Below are 25,745 nucleotides of genomic sequence, written 5' to 3'. Positions count from 1 at the left end.
CTCGGTGGGCTGCAACCGCCCACGGCTCCCTCCAGGCGGCGGTCACGATGTGGTCACGGGGTACGACGCCCGGGAACCGTCGGCCGCGGGCCCGGCGTCCGACGCGCATGACCACACACGCACCCACCCCTCGCCGGAGGACCCGGACCGGCCGGCTGGTCGGCCTGCTCACGACCCTGGCGACCGCGATCCTCATGACGGCCGTGCTGGCCGCCTGCTCCTCCTCGGACACCTCCTCCTCCGATGCCGGCGGGGCGGAGGCCTCCTACGGCTCGGGCGACGACGGGGCCGCCTCCGAGGTCGCCCCCTCCGAGGCCGGTGACGCCGAGGGCGGCGGGGAACCGAGTGCCGCCCAGGACCGGGACACCGGCACCAGCAGCGGCGGCGCCACTCCGGGCGCCCGCAACCGGCCCCCGGTCGCGGCGGAGCGGCACATCATCTCCACCGGCACGGTCTCGCTGACCAGCGACGACGTGCGCGAGGCCCGTCGCGACGTGCAGCGCGTCGTGGACGCCAGCGGCGGCGACGTCACCGAGGAGCAGACCGACACCGACGAGGAGGGCGAGGCCGTCTACGCGCGGCTCGTGGTCCGGGTGCCGGCGGGCAGCTTCAGCGAGGCCATGACCGCCCTGGAGAAGGTCGGCGACCTCCGCGGCTCGGACCGCAGCTCCGAGGACGTCAGCACCCAGGTGATCGACACCGACGTGCGGGTCCGGGCCCAGGAGGCCAGCCTCCGTCGCGTCGAGGAGCTGCTCGCCCGCGCCCGGGGGCTGCGCGACATCATCTGGATCGAGTCGCAGCTCACCACCCGGCAGGCCGAGCTCGACTCCCTCAAGCAGCAGCAGGCCTGGCTCGCCGACCAGACCCGCGACTCCACGATCGTGGTCGACATCAGCCGCACCCCCGAGGAGGAGGAGAAGGATGAGGAGGCCGAGGGTTTCCTGGCCGGCTTCAGCGGCGGCATGGAGGCGCTCGGCGCGGTGGCGGTCGGGCTGGCCACGGTGGCCGGCGCGCTGCTGCCCTTCGCCGTGGTGCTGCTGGTGCTGGGCCTGCCGGTGTGGCTCGTCGTGCGACGCGCAGCCCGGCGCCGCCGCACTCCCCAGGCGCCGCCCCCGGCCGCGGCCTGAGCAGGCGCGGGCCGGGACGCGACCCCGGCCCGCGCCGTGCGGCGTAGGAGGATCGGCGCGAGTCGTCAGTAGGGTGCGCAGGTGGACAACGACCTCAGCAGCAGCGTCCGGATCGCCGTGCTCATCGACGCCGACAACACCTCGCCCCGCTACGCCGAGGCGCTGCTCGAGGAGCTCGCCAAGTACGGCACGCCCACCATCAAGCGTGCCTACGGCGACTTCTCCTCCTCCAACCTCGGCGGCTGGACCCGCGAGCTCAACGCGCGGGCCATCCGGGCCATCCACCAGAACGCCTTCACCAAGGGCAAGAACTCCACCGACTCCGCACTCATCATCGACGCCATGGACCTGCTGTACGCCGGCAACGTCGAGGCCTTCGCGCTGGTGAGCAGCGACTCGGACTTCACCGGCCTGGCGCTGCGGCTGCGCGAGTCGGGCAAGGTGGTCTACGGGCTCGGTGAGAAGAAGACGCCCCAGTCGCTGCAGAACGCGTGCGACCGGTTCATCGCACTCGAGGTGCTCGGGGAGGACTCGGCCGAGCCCGCCGCGGAGCCGGCCAACGACCCCCACGACGACACCGACGACGGGCCCCGGCTCAACCTGCAGAGCGTGCTGACCAAGGCGGTCAACGCCACGGCCGACGACGAGGGCTGGACGAGCGTCTCGGCGATCGGCAACCACCTCAGCCGCACCCACGCGAGCTTCGACCCGCGCAACTTCGGGCACGCCAAGCTCTCGTCACTGGTCGCCGCGCAGGGCTACCTCGAGACGCGCGTGGAGGGCGCCCAGATCCGGGTCTGCCTCAAGGGCAACCCCGGGAAGGCGCCCGCCAAGAAGGCGACCACCAGGTCCACCGCCAAGGCGACCGCCAAGAAGGCGGCCAAGAAGTCCTGAGCGCCGGGCGGCAGTCCCTGGCGGGTTGTCTCCGGGCTACCCCCGCGGGTAGCCCTGCACGAACTCGGTCAGCCGCTTGAGCTGGTCGGGGTCGGTGCTGGGGATCACCCCGTGGCCGAGGTTGAAGATGTGGCCCCGGGCGGCCTTGCCGGCCTCGATGACCTCCGCCGCGCGGGCAGTCATCACGTCGGTCGGGGCGAAGACCAGCGTCGGGTCGAGGTTGCCCTGCACGACCTTGTCACCCACCAGGGGGATGGCGTTCTCCAGCGGCGTGCGCCAGTCGACACCGACCACGTCGGCGCCGGCCTGCCCCATGAGGCCGAGCAGGTTGGTCGTGCCGACGCCGAAGTGGATGCGAGGCACGCCGAGCTCGCCGGCGGCGGCCAGCACGCGCGCGGAGTGCGGCATCACGTGCGCGCGGTAGTCGGCGGGCGTGAGCGCCCCGGCCCAGGAGTCGAACAGCTGGACGGCGCTGGCCCCCGCCTCGACCTGCACGCGCAGGTAGGTCGCCGCGATGCCGGCGATCTTGGCCATCAGCGCCTCCCAGACCTCGGGGGCGCCGAACATCATCGCCTTGGTCCTGGCGTGCTCCTTGGAGGGACCGCCCTCGACGAGGTACGACGCGACGGTGAACGGCGCGCCGGCGAAGCCGATCAGCGGGGTGGCACCCAGCTCGCCGACCAGCCCCTGCACCGCCTGGGTGATGAAGGGAACGTGCTCGGGGGTGAGGTCGTCGATGGCCTCCACGTCCGCCAGCGTGCGCACGGGCTGCGCCACCACCGGGCCCACCCCGGGCTTGATGTCCAGGTCGACCCCGACCGCCCTGAGCGGCAGCACGATGTCGGAGAAGAAGATGGCCGCGTCCACGCCGTACCGCCGCACGGGTTGCAGGGTGATCTCCACGACCATGTCGGGGTCCATGCAGGCGTCGAGCATGGCGGTGCCCTCGCGCAGCGCGAGGTACTCCGGCAGCGAGCGGCCGGCCTGGCGCATGTACCAGACCGGCGTGTGGCTGGGCTCCTCACCGCGCGCGGCGCGGAGGAACGGACTGTCGGCGAGGCTCGTCACGGGCGAATCCTCGCAGGTCAGGCGGCGTGGCGACACATCGCCGCGGGTGGGCCCTGGCCTACTCTGGGCCCATGGTGGCCCGTCAGGAGTCGCACCCGGTCCCGGGTGCAGCCGGCCCCGCGGAGTTCCGCGCGGCCGCAGAGATGATGCGTGCCGCTGCGGTCCGGCCCGAGGTGTTCTGCGAGGAGATGCCGGCCCCGCAGCGCATCGCGCCGTGGTCGACCGCGCTCTCCGCCGACGTCACGGTCGACGAGGTCGACCTGGGCACCGGGCGGATCATCCTGCTCCACGACCCGGCCGGCAACGACGCGTGGGAGGGCACCTTCCGCTGCGTCGCCTACGCCCGCGCCGAGATCGACCCCGAGCTGGTCAGTGACCCGATGCTCGCGGGCGTCGGCTGGACCTGGCTCACCGAGGCCCTCGAGGCGCACTCCGCCGCGTACGTCGCCGCGTCCGGCACCGTGACCAGCGTGGCCACCGAGAGCTTCGGGAGCATGGCCGACGAGGAGGCGACCGCCCAGCTCGAGGTCCGGGCGTCGTGGACCCCGGTCACCGACGAGCACGGCGTCCCCGACATGAAGGCGCACGTGGAGGCCTGGGCCGAGCTGCTGTGCACCGCGGTCGGCCTCCCCCCTGTCCCCGAGGGCGTCACCGCCATCCCGAGCCGGCGCGGTCAGCGCGGCTCGTGACGATGACTCGACGCAAGGACGCTCCAGCACCCGACACCGGGCAGGTCGACGGGCCGGTCGAGGGATCGGTCGACGGAAAGGCCGGCGCCCCCGCGGCTGCCGAGGCTCCGCTGCTCACGCTGCGCGACGGGTTGCCCCCGGTCATCGACACCGAGTCGGGGCTCGCCGAGGCGTGCGCCGCCCTGGCGGCGGCGAGCGGACCGGTGGCGATCGACGCCGAGCGGGCCTCGGGCTACCGCTACTCGGCGCGCGCCTACCTCATCCAGCTGCGCCGCGAGGGTGCCGGCACGTGGCTCGTCGACCCCATCGCCTTCGACTCCCTGGCCCCGCTCCAGGAGGCACTGGCCGGCACCGAGTGGATCCTGCACGCCGCCACCCAGGACCTGCCCTGCCTGCGCGAGGTCGGTCTCGAGCCGGCGTCGCTGTTCGACACCGAGCTGGCCGGTCGGCTGCTCGGCTACCCCCGCGTCGGGCTCGCCACGCTGGTCGAGACCCTGCTGGGCCAGCGGATGCGCAAGGAGCACTCGGCCGCCGACTGGTCGACGCGCCCGCTCCCCGAGTCGTGGCTGGAGTACGCCGCCCTCGACGTCGAGGTGCTCCTCGAGCTGCGCGAGCTGATGGCCGCCGAGCTCGAGGACACGGGCAAGGCGGAGTGGGCGCGCCAGGAGTTCGACCACCTGCTCGGCTTCGAGCCCACCGTGCGGCAGGAGGCCTGGCGACGGGTGTCCGGGGTGCACAAGCTGCGCGGACGCCGGTCCGTCGGCGTCGCCCGCGCACTGTGGGAGGCCCGTGACGAGATCGCGTCGCGTCGCGACGTCACCCCCGGCCGGGTCATCCCCGACGGCGCCATCGTGGCGGCGGCCGCCGCGCTGCCGACCGACCGCGCCTCCCTGCTCGGCACCCAGGGCTTCCACGGCCGCGGCGCCGAGCGCTACGCCAACACGTGGGTGCGCACCGTGCAGGAGGTGCTCGAGCTGCCCGAGGACCAGCTCCCGACCCGGGCGCCCCGGCAGGAGGGTCCACCGCACCCGCGGGTATGGGCCGATCGGGACCCGGTCGCCGACCGCCGCTTCAAGGCCGCCCGCGCCGCGATGCTCACGCTGGCCGAGGACCTCGGCCTGCCGGTGGAGAACCTGCTCACCCCCGACTACGTCCGCCGCACCATGTGGGCGCCGCCGGAGACCCGGGAGCCTGCCGACCTCGCCGACGCGCTGCGTGACCAGCTGCGCGACCTCGGGGCCCGCCCCTGGCAGGTCGAGCTCGTCACCGGCGCCCTCACCGGCGCGGTGCTGCTCGGCGACGTCGAGCCGCCGCCGGAGGACGAGCCGCTCGACGACGGGACCGACGACCGGTCCTGAGCCCAGCAGGCCCGACGCTCGCCCACCTGCGCAGGAATGCGGGGACAGGCACGTCGGTCGCTCGCCCACCTGCGCAGGAATGCGGGCCGGCTGGACCGGTCGCTTGCGCAGGTGCGCAACCGCGTCCATCGCACGGCGCCGTCAGCGGTGCGCACGCGCGACTACGAGCCGTCAGGAGGCAGCCGGACTGCGCACGTGAACGACCTGTGGCACTCGGGCGCCATCAGACCTGCGCACGTGCACGACCGAGACCGATCGACCCTCCCCCAAGCTGCGCACGTGCACGACCTCCGGCCGGCAGTGCCGGGATACTCGCGCACCCGCGCGACGGCGCCGCCGTGACGGGACGGAGCACGGCCTGGCGGGACCGAGCAGGGCGGGCCGGGCTCAGGGCACGGGCCCACTCCCTCACTCCGAGGGAGACTCGCCCGGCTCCTCCTCCTCGGGGCTGAGCACGGCGCGGGAGGCCTCGTCGATCTCCTGGGTGGCCTCCTCGAGGTCGAGCACGCCGGGGTCGGTGACGAGGTCGTCGACCATCGGACCGACCGCCTCGAGCAGCTCGTCCCCGTTGTCGAGGAGCGGCGGGACGACCATCCCGCGGATGGCGGAGTTGAAGACCTTGGAGGTGGCCGGCTGACGGCCGGGCCCGAGGAAGACCTCGGAGCCTGCGACCTCGGTGTTGGCCGGCACGATGTAGCCGGTGCGGGTGACCGTCTCGATGGCGGAGTCGGAGACGGCGTAGGCGAGGAAGTCGGCCGCCTCGTTGACGTGCTCGGTGCCCGCGGAGATGCACAGGCCGTCGATGTCGCCTACCGTCGCCTGCTCGTCCAGGACGGGCATCGAGATGGTGTCGAAGGACAGCTCGGCGTTCTGGCGCAGCTCGGGCACGAGGTCGCGGAAGCCGGCGATCATCGCCAGCTCGCCCCGACGGAAGCGCTGCAGCGCCGACCGCTCCTCGAGCTCGCTCGGGCTCGGCGTCAGCGTGGAGTCGCGGAGGACGGCCAGGGTGCGGTCGAGGGCGTCGACCGTCGACTCGTCGGACAGCGCCAGCGAGGTGGGCTCCGCGCTGTCGTCGAAGACCTTGCCCCCGCCGGACGCGATGAAGGGCGCCAGTCCCTCGAGGGTCGGCTCGATCCAGACGCCGTCGGCCCGGCCGCGGCGGGTGGCGAACTGCGCCGCCGCGGCGAACTCCTCGAGGTTCCAGCGGGTGCGGACGTCCTCGGTGCCCCGCTCGGGCGAGGGCACGTCGAGGCCGCGGCGCTCCATCCTGTCGAAGTCGATCAGCTCGTCGTTGTAGTAGATGACCATCGGCGAGACCGAGTAGGGCATGCACTGGAGGTCGTCCTCGACACCGAAGGCGTCGATCGCGTCGCGGGAGTAGCGGTCGCCGAAGTCCACCCCGCGCTCGTCGAGGAGCAGGCTCACCGGCTGGGTCGCCTCGGCGTCGGTCAGGTTGCCCAGGTCGCGCTGCGAGGCCATGAAGACGTCCGGGGCGTCACCGGCGAGCACCGCGTCCAGGGCGGCGTCGTGGTCGGGCCAGGTGACGAGCTTGACCTTGCGGGTGGTGGAGCTGACGTTGAACGCGTCCACGACCTGCTGGAACGCCGCCAGCTCGTCGTCGCTGCCGTAGGCGCCGAACGTGAGCCGGGTGACCTCCGCCGGCGCCTGCGTGGGTGCGTCGGTGGTCGGGCTCGCCTCGGGCGGTGTCGGGGACGCTCCCTCGTCGCTGCAGGCGGCCAGGCCGGCACACAGGGTCACCGCGGTCGCTGCCGCCACCCATCGCCGAAGCATCCCTGCCGCCCTCCCGTCGTACCGCGTCCTGCCCGAGCCCATCCTTCCGGGCGGTCGCAACCCTAGTGGGCGGCTGGGCGCCGGGCCCACCGCGGCTAGCGGTGGGCGTCGGCGGCCGCGACCACGGCCGCGAAGAGCTCCGGGTCCAGCGCCGCTCCCTCGCGGCGCACGGCGTGGCGCTCGAGGGGGATGCGCCGGTCCAGCCGGACCTCGCTGGGACGCCGCTGGGAGTCCCAGCCGCCGGTCCCGACGTCCATCCAGTAGCGGCCGAAACGCGCCTCGTCGGCCGCGTCCCGGTCGTGGTCCTGGCTGCTGAGCATCAGCCCGGTCCAGCCGCCGTCGCGCTCCTCGAGCACGAGGACCGGACGGTCCTTGCCCTGGCTCGGGTCGTCCTCGTAGGGCACCCAGGCCCAGACCACCTCGCCGGGGTCCGGCTCGCCGTCGATCTCGGGGGCGTACGTCGACGGGGCGGCCTGGTCGGGCTGGTCCGTCAACGGCGCGGGCCGCGTCCGCGGCGTGAGGAGACGGGTGAGCCGGTCGCGGAGGGATGACATGGCGACAAGGCTAGAGCGCCCGCGTGGATGTGCCGGGAGGGACGCTTCGTGGAGTGCGCCGGACCGGGAGCGCCTCACGGCGCATGGCCGCTCGTAGCGGCTTATTTTGGGACCCGGGGCTGCCACAGCCCGACGCACTCCGGGGTCGAGTGTAGGTCGTCAGTCGAGCGCGTGGCGCATTTCGAGGTGTCCGGCCGACTCGAGCTGCTCGGCCAGCGTGAGCATCCTCACGGTCTCGTCGTGGCTGCTCCCCTGCGCCCCCGCGCGTCCCGTGGCCACCACCCGGGCGAATGCCGCCGCGCGCAGCAGTGTCACCGCGAAGTCGCCGCCGGCGATGCCGCGGAGGGTCTCGTCCACCATCGCCTTGAGCTCCTCGGGACCCGGCGGGTCGGCCACTCCCGCGACCACCCGGGCGACCTGGGCGCGGGCCCGCCCGGCGTCGTACTCGCGGGCGACGGCGGCGGGCTGGGCGTGCACCCAGGCGCGGAGGACGTAGAGCCGCCACAGGCTGCCGGCGAGGGTGTCGGGCGGGGCGCCGGCCCAGACCTGCGCCAGCGTCTCGAGCCCCTCGGTCTCCGCGAGGCGCAGCACGCGCTCGACGACGGCCGGGTCGTCGGAGGTGCGCGCGCCGCGGACCAGCAGGGTGGCGGCGCGGTCGCCGGCCTCCCGGAGCAGGGCCGGGTCGTCGCCGCCCCCGAGGTCCTCGAAGAACGCGGCCCCGGGGGTCGCCGGCTTGTGGTGGCGGGGCTGGTCTGGCACGACGTCCAGCCTAGGCGTCGGGGCCCGGTCCCCGGCACGGGTCTAGCCGAGGGCCTTGCGGATCCGCTGGTCGCTCACCGCGTGCCGGGTGCCGAGGTGCTGGGCCCACAGCGAGACGCGGTACTCCTCGAGCATCCACCGCACCGCGCGCTGCGACGCGCTCGGCGGCCGACCCTCGGGGAGGGCCTCGACCTGGTGCAGCCAGGCGTCCTGGAGGTCGGCGATCTGGTCCATCAGCTGCCGGTCCCGCGCGACCTGGGAGTCGAGCCGCTCGCGACGGTGCTGGACCGCGGCCAGGTAGCGCGGGATCTCGCGCAGCTGGGCGGCGCCGGCCTCGCCGACGAAGCCCGGCGCGACCAGCCGGGCCACCTGGGCGCGCATGTCGGTCAGCGCCGGCAGGGTGGCGAGCTCGGCACGGCCCGACAGCGCCTTGTCGGTCGCGCGCCAGGCGTCGAGGACGCGGATGACGTCGTGGACGGCGGCCAGCAGCGCGGCGTCGTGGTCGCGGCGAACCTGGACCAGCAGCGCGTCGTACGCCGCCTCGTCACGCACCGGCGGGTGGGCGTCGACGACGTCCCCCACCACCGCCGCGCGCGTGTCCTCGACGAGGTCGGCGATCGAGGCGTACGGCGACCCGACGAGCGCGAGCTTGGCCCGCTGGTCGAGCCCGAGCCGCTCGACCGAGGGCGCCGGACCGAGGGCGAGCAGGAGGAGGCGTCGTACGCCGAGACGGTGCCGGGCGGCGGCCTCGTCGGCGGACCCGACGACCTGGAGGCCGACGGTGGCACCCTCGTCGACCAGTGTCGGGTGGCCGCGGACCTCGTGGCCGGCCCGCCGCTGCACGAAGGACTCCTCGATGGTCCCGAAGGTCCACCGCGTCTGGCCGGTGGCGCTCACCCCGGAGTCGGCCGCCACGTCGGCGATGGCCTGCGCGAGCGAGGGCCGCAGCGGCTCCTTGAGGGAGTCGAGGTCCTTGCCGCGCGCGGCCTCGGAGCCGTCGTCGCCGACGACCCGGAAGGTCGGCTGGAGGTGTGCCGGCACCCGCGACCAGTCCCACGCCTCGCGCGGGACCACCACGCCGGTGGTGGAGCGCAGGTAGCGCTCGAGGGCGTCGAGCAGCGGTTCCTCCCCGGGCGGGGTCGCGGCCAGGAAGTCGCGGGCGGTGTTGGGGGCGGGGACGAAGCTCACGCGCAGGTTCTTGGGGAGGCTGCGGATCAGCTCGGTGACCAGCTCCTCGCGCAGGCCCGGCACGAGCCACGAGAAGTCGCCGGCGTCGACGCGGTTGAGGGTGCTGACCGGCACCTCGATGGTGAGACCGTCGTCGGCCGCCCCGGGCTCGAAGTGGTAGCTGATCGGGAAGGTCAGCCCCTCCTCGTCGCTGTCGTGCCAGCTCGTCGGGAAGTCCGCCTGCCGGATCTGGTCGGCGGTGGCGTGGGTGAGCATCTCGGGGTCGAAGGTCAGCAGGTCGGGGCGCTTCTGCCGCTCGCGCTTCCACCACTGGTCGAAGTGCGCGCCGCTGACGACGTCGGCGCCGACGCGGGCGTCGTAGAAGTCGAAGAGGGTGTGCTCGTCGACCACGATGTCGCGCCGGCGGGCGCGGTGCTCGAGCTCCTCGGCCTCCTCGAGCAGCCGGGCGTTGTCGGCGGCGAACCGGTGCCGGGTGCGCCACTCGCCGTAGACCAGGGCGTGCCGGATGAAGAGCTCGCGGGCCAGGGCGGGGTCGACCTTGCCGTAGGTGACCAGGCGGTCGGCGACCAGCGGGACGCCGTACAGGGTCACCTTCTCGTGGGCCATCACGGCGGCCCGCTTGGCCGACCAGTGCGGCTCGGAGTAGGACCGCTTGACCAGGTGGGCGCCGAGCCGCTCGGCCCACTCGGGCTTGATGGCGGCGTTCTGGCGCGCCCACAGGCGCGAGGTCTCGACCAGCTCGCCGGCCATGAGGAACTGCGGGTTGCGCCCCTTGAGGACGCTGCCCGGGAAGACCGCGAACCGGGCGCCGCGGGCGCCGACGTACTCACGCATCGGCCGCCGCTCCCCGGGACGGCCCTTGTCGCGCTCCTCCAGGGCGCCGACGTGGCTGAGCAGGCCGGACAGCAGCGCCTGGTGGATGCCGTCGGCATCGGGGACGTCGGCCGGCTGGCCGACGTCGACCTTCATCTCCTTGCAGACCTGCCGCAGCTGGGACTCGAAGTCCTGCCACTCCCGCACCCGCAGGTAGTTGAGGAACTCCCGCTTGCACATCCGCCGGAAGGCGCTCGAGCTCAGCTCGCGCTGCTGCTGCTTGACGTGGCGCCACAGGTTGAGCCAGGTGAGGAAGTCGGACGTCTCGTCCTTGTAGCGGGCGTGCAGCTGGTCGGCCTGCGCCTGCTGCTCGGCCGGCCGCTCGCGCGGGTCCTGCAGGCTGAGCGCCGCGGCGATGACGACCACCTCGCGGACGCAGCCGAGGCGCTCGGCCTCCAGGATCATCCGGCCGAGCCGTGGGTCGATCGGCAGCCGGGCGAGCCGCCGGCCGAGCTTGGTGAGCCGCGGCCCCTGGGGTCCCGGTCGCTGGTCGGGGCGTGGGCCCGGCTGCGGCCGGGCCGCGGCACCGCCCGCGTCCAGCGCGCCGAGCTCCTCCAGCAGGTCGACACCGGCGCGGACGTTGCGGCGGTCGGGCGGCTCCACGAAGGGGAACCGGGCGATGTCGCCGAGTCCCAGCGAGGTCATCTGGAGGATGACGCTGGCCAGGTTGGTGCGCAGGATCTCGGGGTCGGTGAACTCCGGCCGGCCCTCGAAGTCCTCCTCGCTGTAGAGGCGGATCGCGATGCCCTCCGCCACGCGGCCGCACCGGCCCGAGCGCTGGTTGGCGCTGGCCTGGCTGATCGGCTCGATGGGCAGTCGCTGGACCTTGGTGCGCAGGGAGTACCGCGAGATGCGCGCGACGCCGGTGTCCACGACGTACCGGATGCCCGGGACGGTCAGCGACGTCTCGGCGACGTTGGTGGCGAGCACGACGCGGCGGATGCTCGAGGGGTGCGAGGAGAAGACGCGGTGCTGCTCGGCGGCCGAGAGCCGGGAGTAGAGCGGGACCACCTCGAGCCGGTCGGACTGCAGCGCGGCGAGGGCGTCGGCGGTGTCGCGGATCTCGCGCTCGCCGGGGAGGAAGACCAGGACGTCGCCGGGGCCCTCCGAGGACAGCTCCTTGACGGCGTCGAGGATCGCCTCGGTCTGGTCGCGCTGGACCGGCTCGCCCTCCTCGTCGGCCTCGGGGAGCTCGAGCAGCGGGCGGTAGCGCACCTCGACGGGGTAGGTGCGCCCGGAGACCTCGACGACCGGGGCCTTGAAGTGCGCGGCGAACCGCTCCACGTCGATGGTCGCCGAGGTGATGATCACCTTGAGGTCCGGGCGCCGCGGCAGCAGCCGCCTGAGGTAGCCGAGCAGGAAGTCGATGTTGAGGGACCGCTCGTGCGCCTCGTCGATGATGATCGTGTCGTACTTCCTCAGCTGCCGGTCGCGCTGCAGCTCGGCCAGCAGGATGCCGTCGGTCATCAGCTTCACCCGGCTGGACCTGCTCGTCCGGTCGGTGAACCGGACCTGGTAGCCCACGAGGTCGCCGAGCTCGGTGCCGAGCTCCTCGGCGATCCGCTCGGCGACGCTGCGGGCGGCGATCCGACGGGGCTGGGTGTGGCCGATCAGCCGCCCGTCCGCACCGCGCCCGAGCTCGAGGCAGATCTTGGGGAGCTGGGTCGTCTTCCCCGACCCGGTCTCGCCGGCGACGATGACGACCTGGTGGTCGCGGATGGCCGCGGCGATGTCCTCGCGGCGGGCCGAGACCGGGAGCTCGGCGGGATAGGAGATCTGCACAACCCCTCCATTGTTCCGCACGCGGCAACCGGATTGTCTGCGGGACCGGTGTCGCGGGCAGGACATCGCCGCCGCACAGCGCGGTCACAGGTCTGCGGCGGCGTACGACGTCCCGGACGACCCTCCCCACATGCCGATCGACACCGACGTGGATACATTCGCAGCCATGCGTCCCCTCCCGGCCTCGGTCACCCACCTCGTCGTCGGCGCCGGGTTCGCCGGGCTCGGCACGGCGATCCGGCTCGACCGGGCCGGCGAGACCGACTTCGCGGTCATCGAGAAGGACGCGGGAGTGGGCGGCACGTGGCGGGCCAACACCTATCCCGGTGCCGCGTGCGACGTGCCCAGCCAGCTCTACTCGTTCTCCTTCGCGCCCAACCCCGACTGGTCGAGGTCGTTCTCCCCCCAGCCCGAGATCGACGCCTACCTGCAACGCGTGGCACGGGAGTCCGGGGTGCTCGACCGCTTCTGGTTCGACACCACGATGGAGGAGGCGCGGTACGACGCGGAGGCGCAGCGCTGGGTGGTGCGCACGAGCCGCGGCGAGGTCACCGCCACCACGCTCGTCACCGGGACCGGCGGCCTCTCCGAGCCACGGCTGCCCGACATCGACGGGATCGAGGACTTCGCCGGGGAGGTCTTCCACTCCGCGCGGTGGAACCACGACGTCGACCTGACCGGCAAACGGGTCGCGGTCATCGGCACCGGCGCCTCGAGCATCCAGATCGTCCCGGAGGTGGCGAAGGTGGTCGGTCACCTCGACGTCTACCAGCGCACCGCGCCGTGGGTGATCCCGCGCAGCGACCGGCGCTACACGCGGCTCGAGCGACTGCTGCTCCGCCGCGTGCCGGCCGTCCGGCGGGTCTACCGCACGGCGACCTACTGGGGTCGCGAGTCCTACGTGCCCGCCTTCACCCGGCTCCCCCGGCTCGCGGCGCCCGCCCGGCGGGCCGCCCTGCTCAACATCGCCCGCGGCATCCCCGACCCCGCCCTGCGCGCCCGGGTCACGCCCGACTACACGATCGGCTGCAAGCGCATCCTGATCAGCAACACCTACTACCCGGCGCTGGCGCGGGACCACGTCGACCTCGTGACCGACCCGATCGCCAGGGTGACCGCCGACGCGGTCGTCACCGCGGACGGGGTCGAGCGGCCGGTCGACGTGCTGGTGGTGGCGACCGGCTTCCACGCCACCGAGCAGCCGATCGCGGAGCGGGTCCGCGGCCGGGACGGGCGATCGCTGGCGCAGGTGTGGGCCGACGGCGGGATGGCGGCGTACAAGGGCACGACCGTGCACGGCTTCCCCAACCTCTTCCAGCTCGTCGGCGCCAACACGACCCTCGGGCACTCCTCGATGGTCTTCATGATCGAGAGCCAGATCGCCTACGTGCTCGGCGCGATCGCGACGATGCGGGCGAACCGGTACGCCGCGGTCGAGCCACGCCGCGACGCGCAGGACGCGTGGAACCGCGACCTCCAGCGCCGCCTGCGGCGGACCGTCTGGTCGACCGGCGGCTGCGCCAGCTGGTACCTCGACGCGCACGGGCGCAACACCGTGGTGTGGCCGCGCCACACCTTCACCTTCCGGTCCCTGCTCTCCCGCTTCGACGTCGACGCCTACGAGGTCGAGGCCGCCCGCACCGACGAGAGGATCACCTGATGAAGACCCCCAGGCTCGTGCGCAAGCCCGGCAGGACCCTGCGGGACAGGGTCGTGGTCATCACCGGTGCCGGCGGCGGCATGGGACGCGAGATGGCGCTGCTCGCCGCCCGCCAGGGTGCCCTGCTGGCGCTGTCCGACTGGGACGCCGACGCGCTGGCCGGCACCGTCGAGCAGGCCGTGGCCCTCGGCGCCGAGGTGCGCAGTGACGTCCTCGACGTGTCCGACCGGGCCGCGGTCGCGCAGTGGGCCACCGACGTCGTCGGCCACTTCGGCCGCGTCGAGGTGCTGGTCAACAACGCCGGCGTCTCGATGTCCGGCGACTTCGAGGACATGTCCTACGAGGACTTCGACTGGATCGTCGGGATCAACCTGAACGGCGTGGTCAACGGCACCAAGGAGTTCCTCCCTCACCTCGTCGCGTCCGGCGACGGCGTCCTGGTCAACATCTCCTCGCTCTTCGGGCTGGTCTCGATGCCGGGTCAGAGCGCCTACAACGCCACCAAGTACGCCGTGCGCGGGTTCACCGAGGCCCTGCGCGAGGAGATGCTCGTCAACGGCCACCCGGTGACCGTCACGTGCGTGCACCCCGGCGGCATCCGCACCGGCATCGTGCGCCGCGGCCGCACCACCGCCGGCCAGGACCACGCCCGGCTGGCCGAGCTCTTCGACACGAAGCTCGCCAGGATGCCGGCCGACAAGGCCGCCCGGATCATCCTGGAGGGGGCGCTCGCCGGCAGGGCGCGCGTGCTCGTCGGCGCCGACGCGCACGTGGTCCACCACTTCGCCAAGCTCACCGGGTCGCGCTACCAGGACGTCGTCGCGCGACTCGGGCCGCGGGTGACGGACCGGCAGTGACAGGAGGGGTGCAGGATCGGGGCATGACCCACCCGCCCGGCACCCGAGTCCGCTGCGAGATGACCAAGTGGGGCGGACGCCCCCACTGGGAGTACGACGCGGTCGTGCTCGGCGCGGACGACCACGGCACCTGGCTGGGGTTCGCCGCGGGCACGACCTACACCCGGCCCGGGCACACCTTCGTCGGTGACCGCGACCACGTCGGACTGGTCCCGGCCGGTGGCGCCTGGCACCTCGCGGCGTTCCATGCCGTCGAGGGCCTGCCCTGGGAGGTGCTCGGGGGCTCCGGCGTGGAGGTCTACGTCGACATGACCACCCCGCCGGAGTGGGACGGCACGACCCTGCGGGCCGTCGACCTCGACCTCGACGTCGTCCGCGGCTTCAACGGCCTGGTGGTCGTGGACGACGAGGACGAGTTCGCGGAGCACCAGGTCGCCTTCGGCTATCCCGCCGAGGTGGTCGCAGGGGCGCGCGCGAGCTGCGAGGCGGTGCTGGCGGCCGTCCGCGCCGGCCACGCGCCGTACGACGGCAGCAAGCACCACTGGCTCTCGGTGCTGCGGGACGTCATGGAGAGCGGTCGCTCCGGCGACCGGTCCCGCTGACGCCGGCGCTCAGGTGATGCGGTCGGCTCGGGTCTCGCCCTTGGTCCGCGCCCGGAACGGGCCCACCAGCCGCGGGCCCGACAGCCGGTCCTCGAGCCGGCGCGACTCGCGCTTGAGCGGCTGGGCGAGGTACTCGCCGAGGATCACGCCCGAGGCGAGCGCGAGGGCCACCGAGGCCGCGGTCATCATCGCGACGATGCCGTACGACGTGCCGGAGCCGCCGGTGGCCAGCAGCGAGAGCCCCCGGTAGATCGACAGGCCGGGCAGCAGCGGCACGATGGCCGACACCGCGACCACCAGGGGCGGGACCCGGAACCGGTCGGCGACGGCGTACGCCACCAGTCCGATCGTGAAGGCGCCGATGGCCGCGGCCCAGGTGCGGCTGAAGCCCGCCTCGGCGACCACCGTGTAGAGCAGCGTGGCGAGCGCGGCCGTGCCGGCGATCGGCGCGAGCACGCGCGGCGGGGCGTACGACGCGAACGCGAACGCCGCCGCACAGATCGCGGCCCCGACCACCCCGACCAGCACGTGGTTGCCCAGCGCCCGGCCGGGCACGAGCTGGCCGATGTTGACCCCGATGACCGCGGCGAAGGACAGCCCGCCACTCACCCCGGCGATGATGCCGGCGGTGGCGAGCAGCGCCTCGATCATCCGGGCGCCGCTGGTGACGTAGAAGCCGGTCAACGCGTCCTGGATGGCGCCCATGAAGCCGATGCCGGCCAGCAGCATCACGATGTTGGCGGTGACGACCAGGGAGAGGTCCGCCTCCACCGGGGTGGCGGCGAGCCCGACGGCGAACAGGCTCGCGACCGCTCCGCCGGCCACCTGCAGGTAGAACGTGGGCAGCCGGCGGCGCGACAGCACGAGCTGGAGCCGGTCGATGGTGACGGCGGAGGCCGCGGCGATCACGGCGACGAGCCAGTCGCCGCCGAGGAAGACCGCGACGCTGGCGCACATGACGCCCCACCCCGCGGTGACGGCGAGCCGGCGCCACGGGTGGCCGGTCGACATGATCGTGGCCATCCGGGTGCGCGCGAGGTAGAGGTCGAGGTGGCCGGCGAGGATCTCGTGGACGAGGTGGTCGACCTGGGTCAGGTCCTCGTAGTCGATGTCGCGGTGCTTGACGTTGCGCAGCATGATCACCGGCGGCTCGCCGGGGTCGCGGTGGTAGCTCATCGACAGCGACGTGAAGGTCACGTCGATCTCGGGGTGGCGCAGCCCGAGGTGGTGGGCGACCGACTGCATGGTGGCCGTCACGTCGGCCGCGCCGGCCCCCGAGGACAGCAGCACCTCCCCGATGCGCAGGCACAGGTCGAGGCTCAGGTTGAGCTCGCGGGCGGCCTCCTCGGCCGCCTCGGCCGCCTCGGCCTCCTCGACCGCCGCAGCCTCGGCCACCGCCTCGATCGCGGCCTCCACGGCCGCCTCCACGGCGGGTCCGGCCGCCGCCTCCACGGCCGCCTCGGCCACCGCCTCCACGGCCGCCTCCATGGCCGCCTCGACACCGGGCTCGAGCTGGGTGCCGTCCTGTCGGGTCATCCGGATCTCCTCCTCCACGGCGTCATGGTGGCAGGCCGGGCCGCCGCCGGATCGTCGGGGTGAGGCCGTGGACGCCGGGCGTCCCTAGCATGGTCGTGTGCGCCTCGACTTCCACGCCTCGGCCTCCCCCACGCTGGGCGTGGAGTGGGAGTTCGCGCTCGTCGACAAGACCAGCCGCGACCTCTCCAACACCGCCGCCGACCTGTTCTCGGCCGCCAGTCCGCGGCTCGCCGACCCGACCCGGTTGCACAAGGAGCTGCTGCGCAACACGGTCGAGATCGTCACCGGCGTGTGCACCACCGTCGAGGAGGCGATGGCCGACCTGCGCGAGACGCTGGCCGTGGTGATGCCGGCGGCCGACGAGCTCGGCGTCGACCTCTTCGGGGCCGGTGCGCACCCCTTCGCCGACTGGTCGCACCAGCAGCTCACCGAGGGCAGCCGGTACGCCGAGCTCATCAACCGCACCCAGTGGTGGGGCCGCCAGATGCTCATCTGGGGCGTGCACGTCCACGTCGGGATGCCCGAGCGCGACCGGGTGATGCCGGTCCTCTCCGCGCTGCTCAACACCTACCCCCACCTGCTCGCGCTGAGCGCCAGCTCTCCCGTGTGGGCCGGGCAGGACACCGGCTACGCCTCCAACCGGTCGCTGATGTTCCAGCAGCTCCCCACCGCCGGGCTGCCGTTCCAGTTCCACGAGTGGTCGGAGTTCGAGGCCTGCATCTCCGACCAGATGACCACCGGGGTCATCGACTCGATGGCCGACGTGCGGTGGGACATCCGGCCGGCCCCGCACCTGGGCACCATCGAGAACCGGGTCTGCGACGGCATGTCCGACATCGACGAGCTCGCAGCGGTCACCGCGCTGGTGCACTGCCTGGTCGTCGACCTCGACACCCGCGCCGCCGCCGGCGAGGAGCTCCCGACCATGCCGCCCTGGCACGTGCAGGAGAACAAGTGGCGCGCCGCCCGCTACGGCCTCGACGCCATCGTGATCCTCGACGCCGGCTCCCGCGAGCGGCTGGTGACCGAGGACCTCGACGACCTCCTCGAGCAGCTCAGCCCCGTGTCCCGGCGCCTCGGGTGCGAGGAGGAGCTGCGGTCGGTGGCCGACATCGCGCGCCGCGGGGCGTCGTACCAGCGGCAGCGTGTGGTGGCCCGGGAGGCCGGCGGTGACCTCACCGCGGTCGTGGACTCGGTCGTCGACGAGCTGCGCGAATCCCTCGAGCGCTGAGCGCCTCGCCGGCCCACCTCCGCTGGGTAGTTTGGGACGATCTCGTAGGCGAATCGGTCGGGAACCACCCGGATCGTCCCAAACTATCCGGGGCCGGCTGCCTGGGCCGCCGGCGCTGACGCCGGGGTCAGCGGGGCGGCGGCAGCGCGTCGGTCGACTCGAGCTGGCCCATCCCGGTGAGCATGAGGAGGTCGGCGACCACGGCCCGCACCTGGGCGAGCACCACCTCGATCGACAGCACGTCGGAGCGCTCGACCTGCGCGGTGGCCATCCCCACGGCGAGGAGCGCGGGCTGGGCCGCGACGGCCATCCGGTCGGCCCGCAGCTCGTCGGCCACCGCGTCGACGGCGGCGGCCAGCTCGCGGGTGACGATCGGGTACGACGGGGGAAACGGCCGCCGCCGGTAGGCCGCCACCGCCACCTGGCGCACCAGCACCCGGGTGCTGCGGAGCGAGCGGTCGAGCGGGTCGACGAGCTCGACCATGCGTCTGAGTCCACCCTTGTGCCGCACCCGGAACGGGCTCGAGGCCACCACGTCCAGCCCCTCGTCGGCCGCCGCGCGGAGCTCCTGGATGAGGTAGTCGGTGTCGCGGGCGTCGGCGAGCAGCTCGAGCGCGTGGTCGACCTCGCCGTCGACCATCACGTCGGCCGCCGCCCGGAGCAGGGCGGAGATCTTGCCCAGCACCTCCGCGGCCTGCTCGCGGGGCCGGCGCAGCGGCGCCGCCGGCACGACGGTCGCGGCCACCAGCGCGACGGCGCCGCCGACGAGCGCGTCGGTCCAGCGGGTGAAGGCCGCGCCGGGGTCGGCGATCAGTGTGGTGATGACGATCGACTGGACGGCCGCCTGGGTGACCAGCAGCTGCCCTCCGCCGAGCAGGAACGCGATCGACATGGCCAGAGCCACGACCAGCGACAGCTGCCACCAGCCCGACCCCAGCCAGTAGACCAGCAGGTCGCCGAGCAGCACCCCCACCGCGACCCCGACGGTCACCTCGGCGACCCGGCGCAGCCGCTGGCCGTAGGACGTGCCGAGGCTGACCACCGCGGCGATCGGCGCGAAGAACGGTGTCTCGTGGCCGAGGACGTCGGAGGCGACGAACCACGCGATCCCGGCGGCGAGCGCGCACTGCGCGATGGCGAACGACTTCGAGCGCACCCGGCCGACGCGGACCCGCAGCGACGTACGACCGCGGTGCCACATCCGGTCGAGCGGCCCGTCGGGGGGTGCGGCCTGCATGTCGCCCATCCTTGCACCGTGCGCCCGGCGAGGGGCCTCCCCCACGACGGCCGTGGACGGTCTGCCGGTCGGCCCTTGTGGACACCGTCCCGACACGACAGGATCGCCCAACCCCAGGAGGTGAGAGTGGTCAACCCCATCGACCCGACGTCGGCGGCGTTCCTCTACGCCGAGAGCCGCACCCAGCCGATGCACGTGGGCGGTCTGCAGCTCTTCGAGAAGCCCCAGGGTGCCGGCCGCGGCTACGCCCGGAAGATGTACGAGCAGCTCAGCGCGCCCGACGAGATCGCGCCGCTCTTCCTCAAGCGGCCGCACCGCTCGCTCGCGACGGCCGGCCAGCTCGTGTGGGTGCCCGACGAGCACTTCGACATCGAGCACCACGTGCGGCACAGCGCCCTGCCGAGCCCCGGACGGGTCCGCGAGCTGCTCGACCTCTGCTCCCGGCTGCACAGCCAGCGGCTGGCCAGGGAGCGGCCGCTGTGGGAGGCCCACGTCATCGAGGGGCTGCGCGACGGCCGGGTGGCGATGTACACCAAGACCCACCACGCCCTCGTCGACGGCGTCTCGGCGATGCGGCTGCTGGCCAGCGTGCTCTCCACCGACCCCGATCGGCGCGGCATGCCGGCCCCGTGGGCGGCCCGACCCGCGAGCGCCAAGGCACAGCGCACCCGCGAGGCGGCCGAGTCGTCGCTGTCCCAGGTGCCGATGTCCGCGCTGCGTACGGCGTTCGGTCTCTCCGCCGAGGCCGCCGGCCTGCCCTCGGCGCTGGTGCGCACGGTCACCCGCGGCATCCGCAACGAGACCTCCGCGCTGTCGCTCTACGCGCCGCGGACGATGTTCAACCAGTCGATCACCGGGTCCCGGCGCTTCGCCGCCCAGGACTGGCCGATCGAGCGGTTGCGGGCCGTCGGGGCGGCGACCGGCAGCACGATCAACGACGTGGTGCTGGCGATGTGCAGCGGCGCCCTGCGGGCCTACCTCCTCGACCACGACGCCCTGCCCGACACCGGGCTGGTGGCGATGGTGCCCGTGGGCCTCAACGCCAAGCAGTCACAGGTCGCCTCGCCCGACGGGGGCAACGCGGTCGGTGCCGTGATGGTCCAGCTGGCCACCGACCTCGCCGACCCCGCTGCCCGGCTGACCGCGATCCACCGCTCGATGCGCGACGGCAAGCAGGCCCTGTCGTCGATGACGCCGACCCAGATCCTCGCCATGAGCGCCATCGGCATGGCGCCCTCGATCCTCACCCCGATGCTGCGGCTGCAGGGCATCGTCCGGCCGCCGTTCAACGTGATCATCAGCAACGTGCCGGGCCCGCGCTCGACGCAGTACCTCAACGGCGCCCGCCTCGTGGGGACCTACCCCCTCTCCATCCCCATCAACGGGATGGCGCTCAACATCACCTGCACGTCGTACGACGGGAAGATGGGGTTCGGCCTGACCGGGTGCCGTCGCACGGTCCCCCACCTCCAGCGGCTGCTGGGCCACCTCGACGCCGAGCTCACGGCGCTGGAGCGGGCCACGGGAACTCGCTGAACCCGCCCCCGAGGCGGGCGTCGACCGCGGCGAGCCGGGCGCGGGTGATGGCCGCGACCGTGGACAGGCCGGCCAGGTCGGCGTTGGAGCCCGTGCGGGTCGGCTCGGGCGAGTTGATGCTCAGGCAGCTGCGTGTGCCGCCGTCCTCGGCGTTGGCCAGGACGACCGCGTGCCCGGTGGTGCCGCTGCCGGCGAACGGGTCGAGCACCGTCGCGTCGCGAGGCATCGTCGAGAGGATCCGCCGCACCAGGCCGGTCGGCTTGGGCGACTCGAAGACGTGCCCGACCAGGTCCTTGAGCTCCGCGACGGCGGTGTCGGTGGAGCCGATCTCCTCGCTGGGCCAGATGGTCCGCAGCTTCTTGCGGCGCCCGCCGTCGCGGTGCAACCAGTCGCGCTGGAAGACGTCGACCCGCTCCCCCAGCTTGCCCTGGATCGTGCGGCACACCAGGTCGTCGGGGCGCTCGTCCACCAGCGGCGCCGACCAGCGCCACACCGCGGGCCGCCCGTCGCCGAAGACGGGCAGCACCTCGACCGCCCCGTCGAAGGCCGCGGTCGCGACCCGCCCGCTGGCCGGGTCGCCGTACAGCGGGAAGTGCAGGGTGCGCGCGGTGAGGGGGTTGAACTTCTTGTTGGTGTTGCGCAGCGGCAGGTGGCGGAAGCGCCGGCCGTCGGCGGCGGTCAGCGGGAAGTCCGCCTCGTCGACGTGGTCGGCGCTGGTGGCGTCGACGGAGCACCGCCGCGGGTCGCGGGCGTAGACCAGCACGTACTCGTGGCTGGTGGCGAAGCCGCGCCCGAGCTGGCGGCCCTTGGGGTTGAGGTTGACCACGACCTGGGCCAGGAAGCACTCCTCGCCGAAGACGTCGTCGAGCAGCAGCCGCAGCCGGGCCGCCTCGTTGTCGTCGATGCTGATGAACAGCGCGCCCCGTTCCGAGAGCACGTCGCGCACCGCCTCCAGCCGCGGTCGCATCATCCGCGCCCACGCCTCGTGCCGGCCGGCCCGGGCGCCGTCGGCGGCGCGGAACCGGTCGGCGTACGCGAAGTCGTTGCCGGTGTTGTAGGGCGGGTCGGTGTAGACGAGGTCGACGCTCCCGGGCTCCAGGGAGCGCAGCACGTCGAGGTTGTCCGCCTCGACGAAGGTGTTGCAGGGCCGCCCGGTCACGACCGCACCCTACGAGCCGTCACGGCCACGACGCGTGACCTCACGCCGTCCGCGCAGTTGAGGAGGCCATGAGGAAGCTCGCTGCTCTCGCGCTCATCGCCCCGTTGCTCGCCGTCGCCGGCCCCGTCACACCCTCGTCGTACGCCGCCCCGGCCCTCGCGCCGGTCGCCGCCTGGTCGGCCGCCGCGGCACGACCGGCGGGCGTCAAGGTGGTCGAGGACTGCCTCGCCTCGGTCCCGGACCCGGGCTCGAGCACGCCGGTGCAGATCTGCTACTCGCTGTTCAAGCCCGAGGGCGCCTCGCGCAAGCGCCCGGTCCCGATGATCTGGCACAGCCACGGCTGGGGCGGCTCGCGGACGAAGGACCCGGCGGCCTTCGCGACGTTCCTCGAGGGCGGGTACGGCGTGCTGTCCTTCGACCAGCGGGGCTTCGGCGAGTCCGGCGGTCATGCGTACGTCGAGAACCCGGCCGTCGAGGGCAAGGACGTGGCCCGGCTGATCAGGCTGATGAGCAGGCTGCGCTGGGTCCGGCAGGACGGGCCGGGCGACCCCCGGCTGGGGGCGATCGGCGGGTCCTACGGCGGCGGCTACCAGTTCCTCGCGGCCTTCACGAGCCTGGAACGGCGCGGCGAGCCGGTGCTCGACGCGATGGCACCCGAGATCACCTGGCACGACCTCAACCAGAGCCTCGCCCCCGAGGGGGTCGTGCGCACCGAGTGGGCCCTGGCCCTCTCGGCGGCCGCGGTGCCGACCGACGCGCTGCCGCCGCGCGTCTACAAGGCGCTCGCCGAGGGTGCGGCCACCGGCACCTGGCCGGACGGCTCGGTCCCGGGGACCGAGGACATGCCGGAGTTCTTCGGCCGCAACGGCCCGGCCCACCACGTCGCGCAGGGCCGCCGCCTGTCGATCCCGGTGCTGCTGGGGCAGGGCACGACCGACACGCTCTTCCCCCTCGAGCAGGGGCTGGCCAACTGGCGCCGGGCGCTGACGCCCCGGGCCCGCCGCGACAGCATCTTCGTCGCCTACAACGGCGGCCACGTGCTGCCCGGCCTGCTGCCGCGCGGGATCTCGGTGACCTCCGACCCCTGCTCGCAGCGGCTGGCCGGCGGCGACTTCGAGGCCCTGAGCAGGCGGTTCTTCGACGAGCAGCTCAAGGGTCGGCGCACCGGGCTGCGCGGCTACGGCCGGCTGCACCTCGCCACGCCGGCGTCCACGTGCACCACCGTCCGCTCGCCCGAGCCCACCGAGGCCCTCCCGGTCGGCACCGTCGTGAGCCCGACCGCGGCAGGAGCGCCGATCGCGTACGAGATCGCGCCCGGGCCCCTGCGGCTCGCGGGCACACCCCACCTGACCGGCTCCCTCACCGCGCTCGGAGTGCACAACCGGGCCTTCTACGGGCTCGCCGTGGGCACCAGCCCGGCCGACGCCACCCTGGTGCAGAACAACGTCCTCCCCGTCGACGAGCCGGGCCCGGTCGTCGGCCAGGAACGTCGCGTGGCCCTGCCGTCGGTGGCCGTCGACGTGCCCGCCGGGCAGCGGCTCTACCTGCTCGTCTCGGCACTGAGCGACACCTTCGTCGGCATGTCCAGCCGCACGCCCGGGGTGGTCACGATCGAAGAAACTCAGGCACACCTGCCCCTCCTGTCACGCTGACCCCTTTACTGTGGAGCGCGTGCTTGCCTCGAACCGACTGACCGCGGCCGCCACGGCCGGTGCCCTCGCGTGCGCGCTCGTCGTCGGCGCCACCCCGACCAGCGCCGCCCCGGACGACGGCGGCTCCGCCCCGGTCGCCGCCGACCGCCCGGGGCCGGGCAAGCGCCTCACGCCGGCCCAGCGCCGCGCGCTCGCGGACCCCGGGACGGTGCTGCGCACGCCCGGCCAGACCTCCGACGGGGTGCGCGGCGAGATCGCCGAGCCCTGGCCGGCCGGGCGCCGCGGCAAGGCCCGGGTGGTCACCGACGTCACCTACGACATCGCCCCCGGCATCCAGGTCCGGGAGTGGGACCAGGTCGACGCGCGGGGACCGGTCCGGGCCAACCTGCTCACCGTCGACCTCAACGCCGCCAACATCCGCATCGACCACCTCGGCCACAAGTACGCCGTGCGCCGCCAGACCGTGAGCAAGCTCGGGGCCAGGGAGGGCGTGATCGGCGCCGTCAACGGCGACTTCTTCGACATCTCCGACACCGGCGTGGCCCTCGGGCCGGCCGTGGACCGCGAGCGCGGCGTCGTCAACGGCCCTGCCACCGGGTGGATCCCGGAGAACGCGACCTTCTACCTCGACAGCACCGGCTACCACGTCGGTCCGATGGTGACCCGGACCAAGCTGCGACAGCGCCCGCGCTGGCCCGTCTCCGGCCTCAACGCCGCCACCGTCGAGGACGACACCATCGGGCTCTACACCTCAGACTGGGGCTGGACCAAGGGCTACTCGGTCACCGACGGCGACAAGGACGCGCGCGAGGTCGTCGTGGTGAACGGCCGGATCAAGTCCAACCAGAAGGTGCTGTCCAAGGGTCGCAAGGTCAAGGGCCAGGTCCTGGTCGGCCGCGGCTCCGCGGCCAAGCTGCTCAAGCAGCTCAAGGTCGGCCGCAAGCTCAGGTTCAAGTACAAGACCAAGCCGCGCGCGACGATGGCCGTGTCGGGCGACCGCTCGATCCTGCTCGACGGGGTGCGGACGGTCATCAACGACCGCCTCATGCACCCGCGCACCGCCGTGGGGATCGACGCCGACACCAACCGCCTGCTGTTCCTCGTGGTCGACGGCCGTACGTCGGCCAGCCGCGGCCTCACCATGGTCGAGCTGGCCACCATGATGACCGCGCTCGGCGCGGAGAACGCCCTCAACCTCGACGGTGGCGGCTCCTCGACGATGTACTCGCGGTTGCTGACCGGCGAGATGGGCATCATCAACGAGCCGTCCGACGGCCACGAGCGGAAGGTCGCCAACGGCGTCGGCATCTACTACGACGCTCCGTTCCCGCCGATCACGCCGCCGGTGGTGCCGACCCCGACGCCCACCCCGACGCCCACCCCGACGCCCACGCCGACCCCGACGCCGACGCCCACCCCGCCGCCGACGACCCCGACGACGACGCCCTGACGCCCGCGCCGGGCTGACGAGCCGCGGGGCCCTGAGGAGCGCTGCTCCTCAGGGCCCCGCGTGCGTGGCGCGTCTCCGGCTCAGGGGCTCTCGACCTGGAACAGCGCCACCGAGGTCATCGCGACGACGCACTGGACGCCCGACTTGGGCAGCACCGCTGTCACCTCGTAGCCGTCGAAGGTCTGCACCACCTCGACCCCGGTGGGCTCGTCGCAGCCCACCGACACGATCGCGCCCATCAGGGTCTGCCCGGGCGGCACGTCGGTCTGGCGCACGGCCGCGCGCACCCGAGGGCCGAGGTCGGCTCCCATCGTGGCGACGAAGTCCCGCACCGAGGCGGAGTCGGTGAGCGGCACGGGACGCGGGCTGGTCTCGCCGTCGGCGTTGGAGGCGGTGATGATGCGCGCGGTCGTGGTGGTCGCCGCGTCGCCCGTCGGCAGGACCGTCCCCGCACCGGTCGACGTCGCGCCCTCCCCGCCGGTCGCGCTCGCCGAGTCGCCCGGTCCCGGGGTCGTCCCCTCCCCTGGCTCGACGGTCGAGGTGTCGCTCGCGGTCGGCTCGGCCGCACGGTCGGACGTCTCCCCACCGTCCGACTGGCCGCACCCTGCCAAGGCCGCGGCGGCCAGCGCGGCCGCGAGGGTGGTCGCCAGGACGGACCGGACCGGGGTGCTCAGCATGTGCCTCATGATGACTGGGACGACCGCCGGCTCGCAGTCGTTCCCGCCGGCCGGCCCGGCGCCGG

The 25,745-nt window shown here is 73.6% G+C and carries 20 protein-coding genes; 11 read left to right on the top strand and 9 right to left on the bottom strand.

Features of this window, described 5'->3' with window-relative positions; all coding sequences use genetic code 11:
• Window positions 1-107 precede the first annotated feature (107 nt).
• Window positions 108-1,127, top strand: a complete 1,020-nt coding sequence (locus tag DAI17_RS01510) for a DUF4349 domain-containing protein (protein ID WP_159081288.1) — start codon at window positions 108-110, stop codon at window positions 1,125-1,127.
• Window positions 1,128-1,208: 81 nt separating this feature from the next.
• On the top strand, window positions 1,209-2,021 hold the full coding sequence (locus DAI17_RS01505; protein WP_107771133.1) for an NYN domain-containing protein: 813 nt from the start codon (window positions 1,209-1,211) through the stop codon (window positions 2,019-2,021).
• A 36-nt stretch (window positions 2,022-2,057) separates the two neighbouring features.
• On the opposite strand, the gene hemE is transcribed toward DAI17_RS01505, so the two are convergent.
• On the bottom strand, window positions 2,058-3,089 hold the full coding sequence (gene hemE / locus DAI17_RS01500) for a uroporphyrinogen decarboxylase (protein ID WP_199904882.1): 1,032 nt from the start codon (window positions 3,087-3,089) through the stop codon (window positions 2,058-2,060).
• A 71-nt stretch (window positions 3,090-3,160) separates the two neighbouring features.
• Between hemE and DAI17_RS01495 the strand changes: the two genes are divergently transcribed.
• Both DAI17_RS01495 and DAI17_RS01490 read left to right on the top strand, forming a co-directional pair.
• Window positions 3,161-3,778, top strand: a complete 618-nt coding sequence (locus DAI17_RS01495) for a DUF3000 domain-containing protein (RefSeq protein WP_107771131.1) — start codon at window positions 3,161-3,163, stop codon at window positions 3,776-3,778.
• Window positions 3,779-3,780: 2 nt separating this feature from the next.
• A complete protein-coding gene (locus tag DAI17_RS01490; protein ID WP_107771130.1) occupies window positions 3,781-5,136 on the top strand; it encodes a ribonuclease D in 1,356 nt (451 codons plus the stop codon).
• 408 nt (window positions 5,137-5,544) lie between these two features.
• On the opposite strand, the gene DAI17_RS01485 is transcribed toward DAI17_RS01490, so the two are convergent.
• The 4 genes from DAI17_RS01485 to hrpA all read right to left on the bottom strand — a co-directional run bounded on the left by DAI17_RS01485 (window position 5,545) and on the right by hrpA (window position 12,083).
• Window positions 5,545-6,927, bottom strand: a complete 1,383-nt coding sequence (locus DAI17_RS01485; RefSeq protein WP_159081287.1) for an extracellular solute-binding protein — start codon at window positions 6,925-6,927, stop codon at window positions 5,545-5,547.
• A gap of 95 nt (window positions 6,928-7,022) precedes the next feature.
• Window positions 7,023-7,481, bottom strand: coding sequence for a type II toxin-antitoxin system PemK/MazF family toxin (locus DAI17_RS01480; protein ID WP_107771128.1), 459 nt, complete (start codon window positions 7,479-7,481; stop codon window positions 7,023-7,025).
• 159 nt (window positions 7,482-7,640) lie between these two features.
• Entirely contained in the window at window positions 7,641-8,240 is a 600-nt protein-coding gene (locus DAI17_RS01475) for a hypothetical protein (RefSeq protein WP_107771127.1), read from the bottom strand.
• Window positions 8,241-8,282: 42 nt separating this feature from the next.
• Window positions 8,283-12,083 carry an ATP-dependent RNA helicase HrpA gene (gene hrpA / locus DAI17_RS01470; protein WP_234412068.1) on the bottom strand — a complete coding sequence of 1,267 codons (3,801 nt, stop codon included), beginning with the start codon at window positions 12,081-12,083 and terminating at the stop codon, window positions 8,283-8,285.
• 166 nt (window positions 12,084-12,249) lie between these two features.
• Between hrpA and DAI17_RS01465 the strand changes: the two genes are divergently transcribed.
• Genes DAI17_RS01465 through DAI17_RS01455 form a run of 3 tightly spaced genes read left to right on the top strand, consistent with a single transcriptional unit; the run spans window position 12,250 to window position 15,202 of the window.
• Complete coding sequence (locus tag DAI17_RS01465; RefSeq protein ID WP_199904881.1) at window positions 12,250-13,743, top strand: flavin-containing monooxygenase; 1,494 nt, start codon at window positions 12,250-12,252, stop codon at window positions 13,741-13,743.
• Window positions 13,743-14,600 (top strand): SDR family NAD(P)-dependent oxidoreductase, encoded by an 858-nt coding sequence (locus tag DAI17_RS01460; protein ID WP_107771124.1) that lies wholly within the window; start codon window positions 13,743-13,745, stop codon window positions 14,598-14,600. Before DAI17_RS01465 ends, DAI17_RS01460 begins: the two co-directional genes overlap by 1 nt.
• 23 nt (window positions 14,601-14,623) lie before the next feature.
• Complete coding sequence (locus tag DAI17_RS01455; protein WP_107771123.1) at window positions 14,624-15,202, top strand: DUF402 domain-containing protein; 579 nt, start codon at window positions 14,624-14,626, stop codon at window positions 15,200-15,202.
• A 9-nt stretch (window positions 15,203-15,211) separates the two neighbouring features.
• Here DAI17_RS01455 and DAI17_RS01450 read toward each other — a convergent pair whose 3' ends face one another.
• A complete protein-coding gene (locus DAI17_RS01450) occupies window positions 15,212-16,738 on the bottom strand; it encodes a threonine/serine exporter family protein (RefSeq protein ID WP_234412067.1) in 1,527 nt (508 codons plus the stop codon).
• A 97-nt stretch (window positions 16,739-16,835) separates the two neighbouring features.
• On the opposite strand from DAI17_RS01450, the gene DAI17_RS01445 reads away from it, so the two are divergent.
• Window positions 16,836-17,969, top strand: coding sequence for a glutamate--cysteine ligase (locus DAI17_RS01445; protein ID WP_107771122.1), 1,134 nt, complete (start codon window positions 16,836-16,838; stop codon window positions 17,967-17,969).
• Window positions 17,970-18,096: 127 nt separating this feature from the next.
• On the opposite strand, the gene DAI17_RS01440 is transcribed toward DAI17_RS01445, so the two are convergent.
• Window positions 18,097-19,206: an FUSC family protein gene (locus tag DAI17_RS01440; protein ID WP_107771121.1), complete on the bottom strand. Its 1,110-nt coding sequence runs from the start codon at window positions 19,204-19,206 to the stop codon at window positions 18,097-18,099.
• Window positions 19,207-19,332: 126 nt separating this feature from the next.
• Here DAI17_RS01440 and DAI17_RS01435 point away from each other — a divergent pair, with 126 nt between their 5' ends.
• A complete protein-coding gene (locus tag DAI17_RS01435; protein ID WP_107771120.1) occupies window positions 19,333-20,742 on the top strand; it encodes a WS/DGAT/MGAT family O-acyltransferase in 1,410 nt (469 codons plus the stop codon).
• Here the strand turns inward: DAI17_RS01435 and DAI17_RS01430 are convergent.
• Window positions 20,708-21,901 carry a site-specific DNA-methyltransferase gene (locus DAI17_RS01430; protein WP_107771119.1) on the bottom strand — a complete coding sequence of 398 codons (1,194 nt, stop codon included), beginning with the start codon at window positions 21,899-21,901 and terminating at the stop codon, window positions 20,708-20,710. The genes DAI17_RS01435 and DAI17_RS01430 overlap by 35 nt on opposite strands.
• 68 nt (window positions 21,902-21,969) lie before the next feature.
• Here DAI17_RS01430 and DAI17_RS01425 point away from each other — a divergent pair, with 68 nt between their 5' ends.
• Together DAI17_RS01425 and DAI17_RS01420 are read left to right on the top strand one after the other, a co-directional pair.
• Complete coding sequence (locus DAI17_RS01425; RefSeq protein WP_107771118.1) at window positions 21,970-23,553, top strand: alpha/beta hydrolase family protein; 1,584 nt, start codon at window positions 21,970-21,972, stop codon at window positions 23,551-23,553.
• A 19-nt stretch (window positions 23,554-23,572) separates the two neighbouring features.
• On the top strand, window positions 23,573-25,003 hold the full coding sequence (locus DAI17_RS01420; protein WP_159081286.1) for a phosphodiester glycosidase family protein: 1,431 nt from the start codon (window positions 23,573-23,575) through the stop codon (window positions 25,001-25,003).
• An 80-nt stretch (window positions 25,004-25,083) separates the two neighbouring features.
• Here DAI17_RS01420 and DAI17_RS01415 read toward each other — a convergent pair whose 3' ends face one another.
• Complete coding sequence (locus DAI17_RS01415; RefSeq protein WP_159081285.1) at window positions 25,084-25,680, bottom strand: hypothetical protein; 597 nt, start codon at window positions 25,678-25,680, stop codon at window positions 25,084-25,086.
• Between the last annotated feature and the right edge of the window lie 65 nt (window positions 25,681-25,745).

It is taken from the genome of Nocardioides sediminis, from assembly GCF_003047295.1.
In the GTDB taxonomy this organism is placed as follows: domain Bacteria; phylum Actinomycetota; class Actinomycetes; order Propionibacteriales; family Nocardioidaceae; genus Nocardioides; species Nocardioides sediminis.
This window is presented reverse-complemented; position numbering and strand designations above follow the sequence as displayed.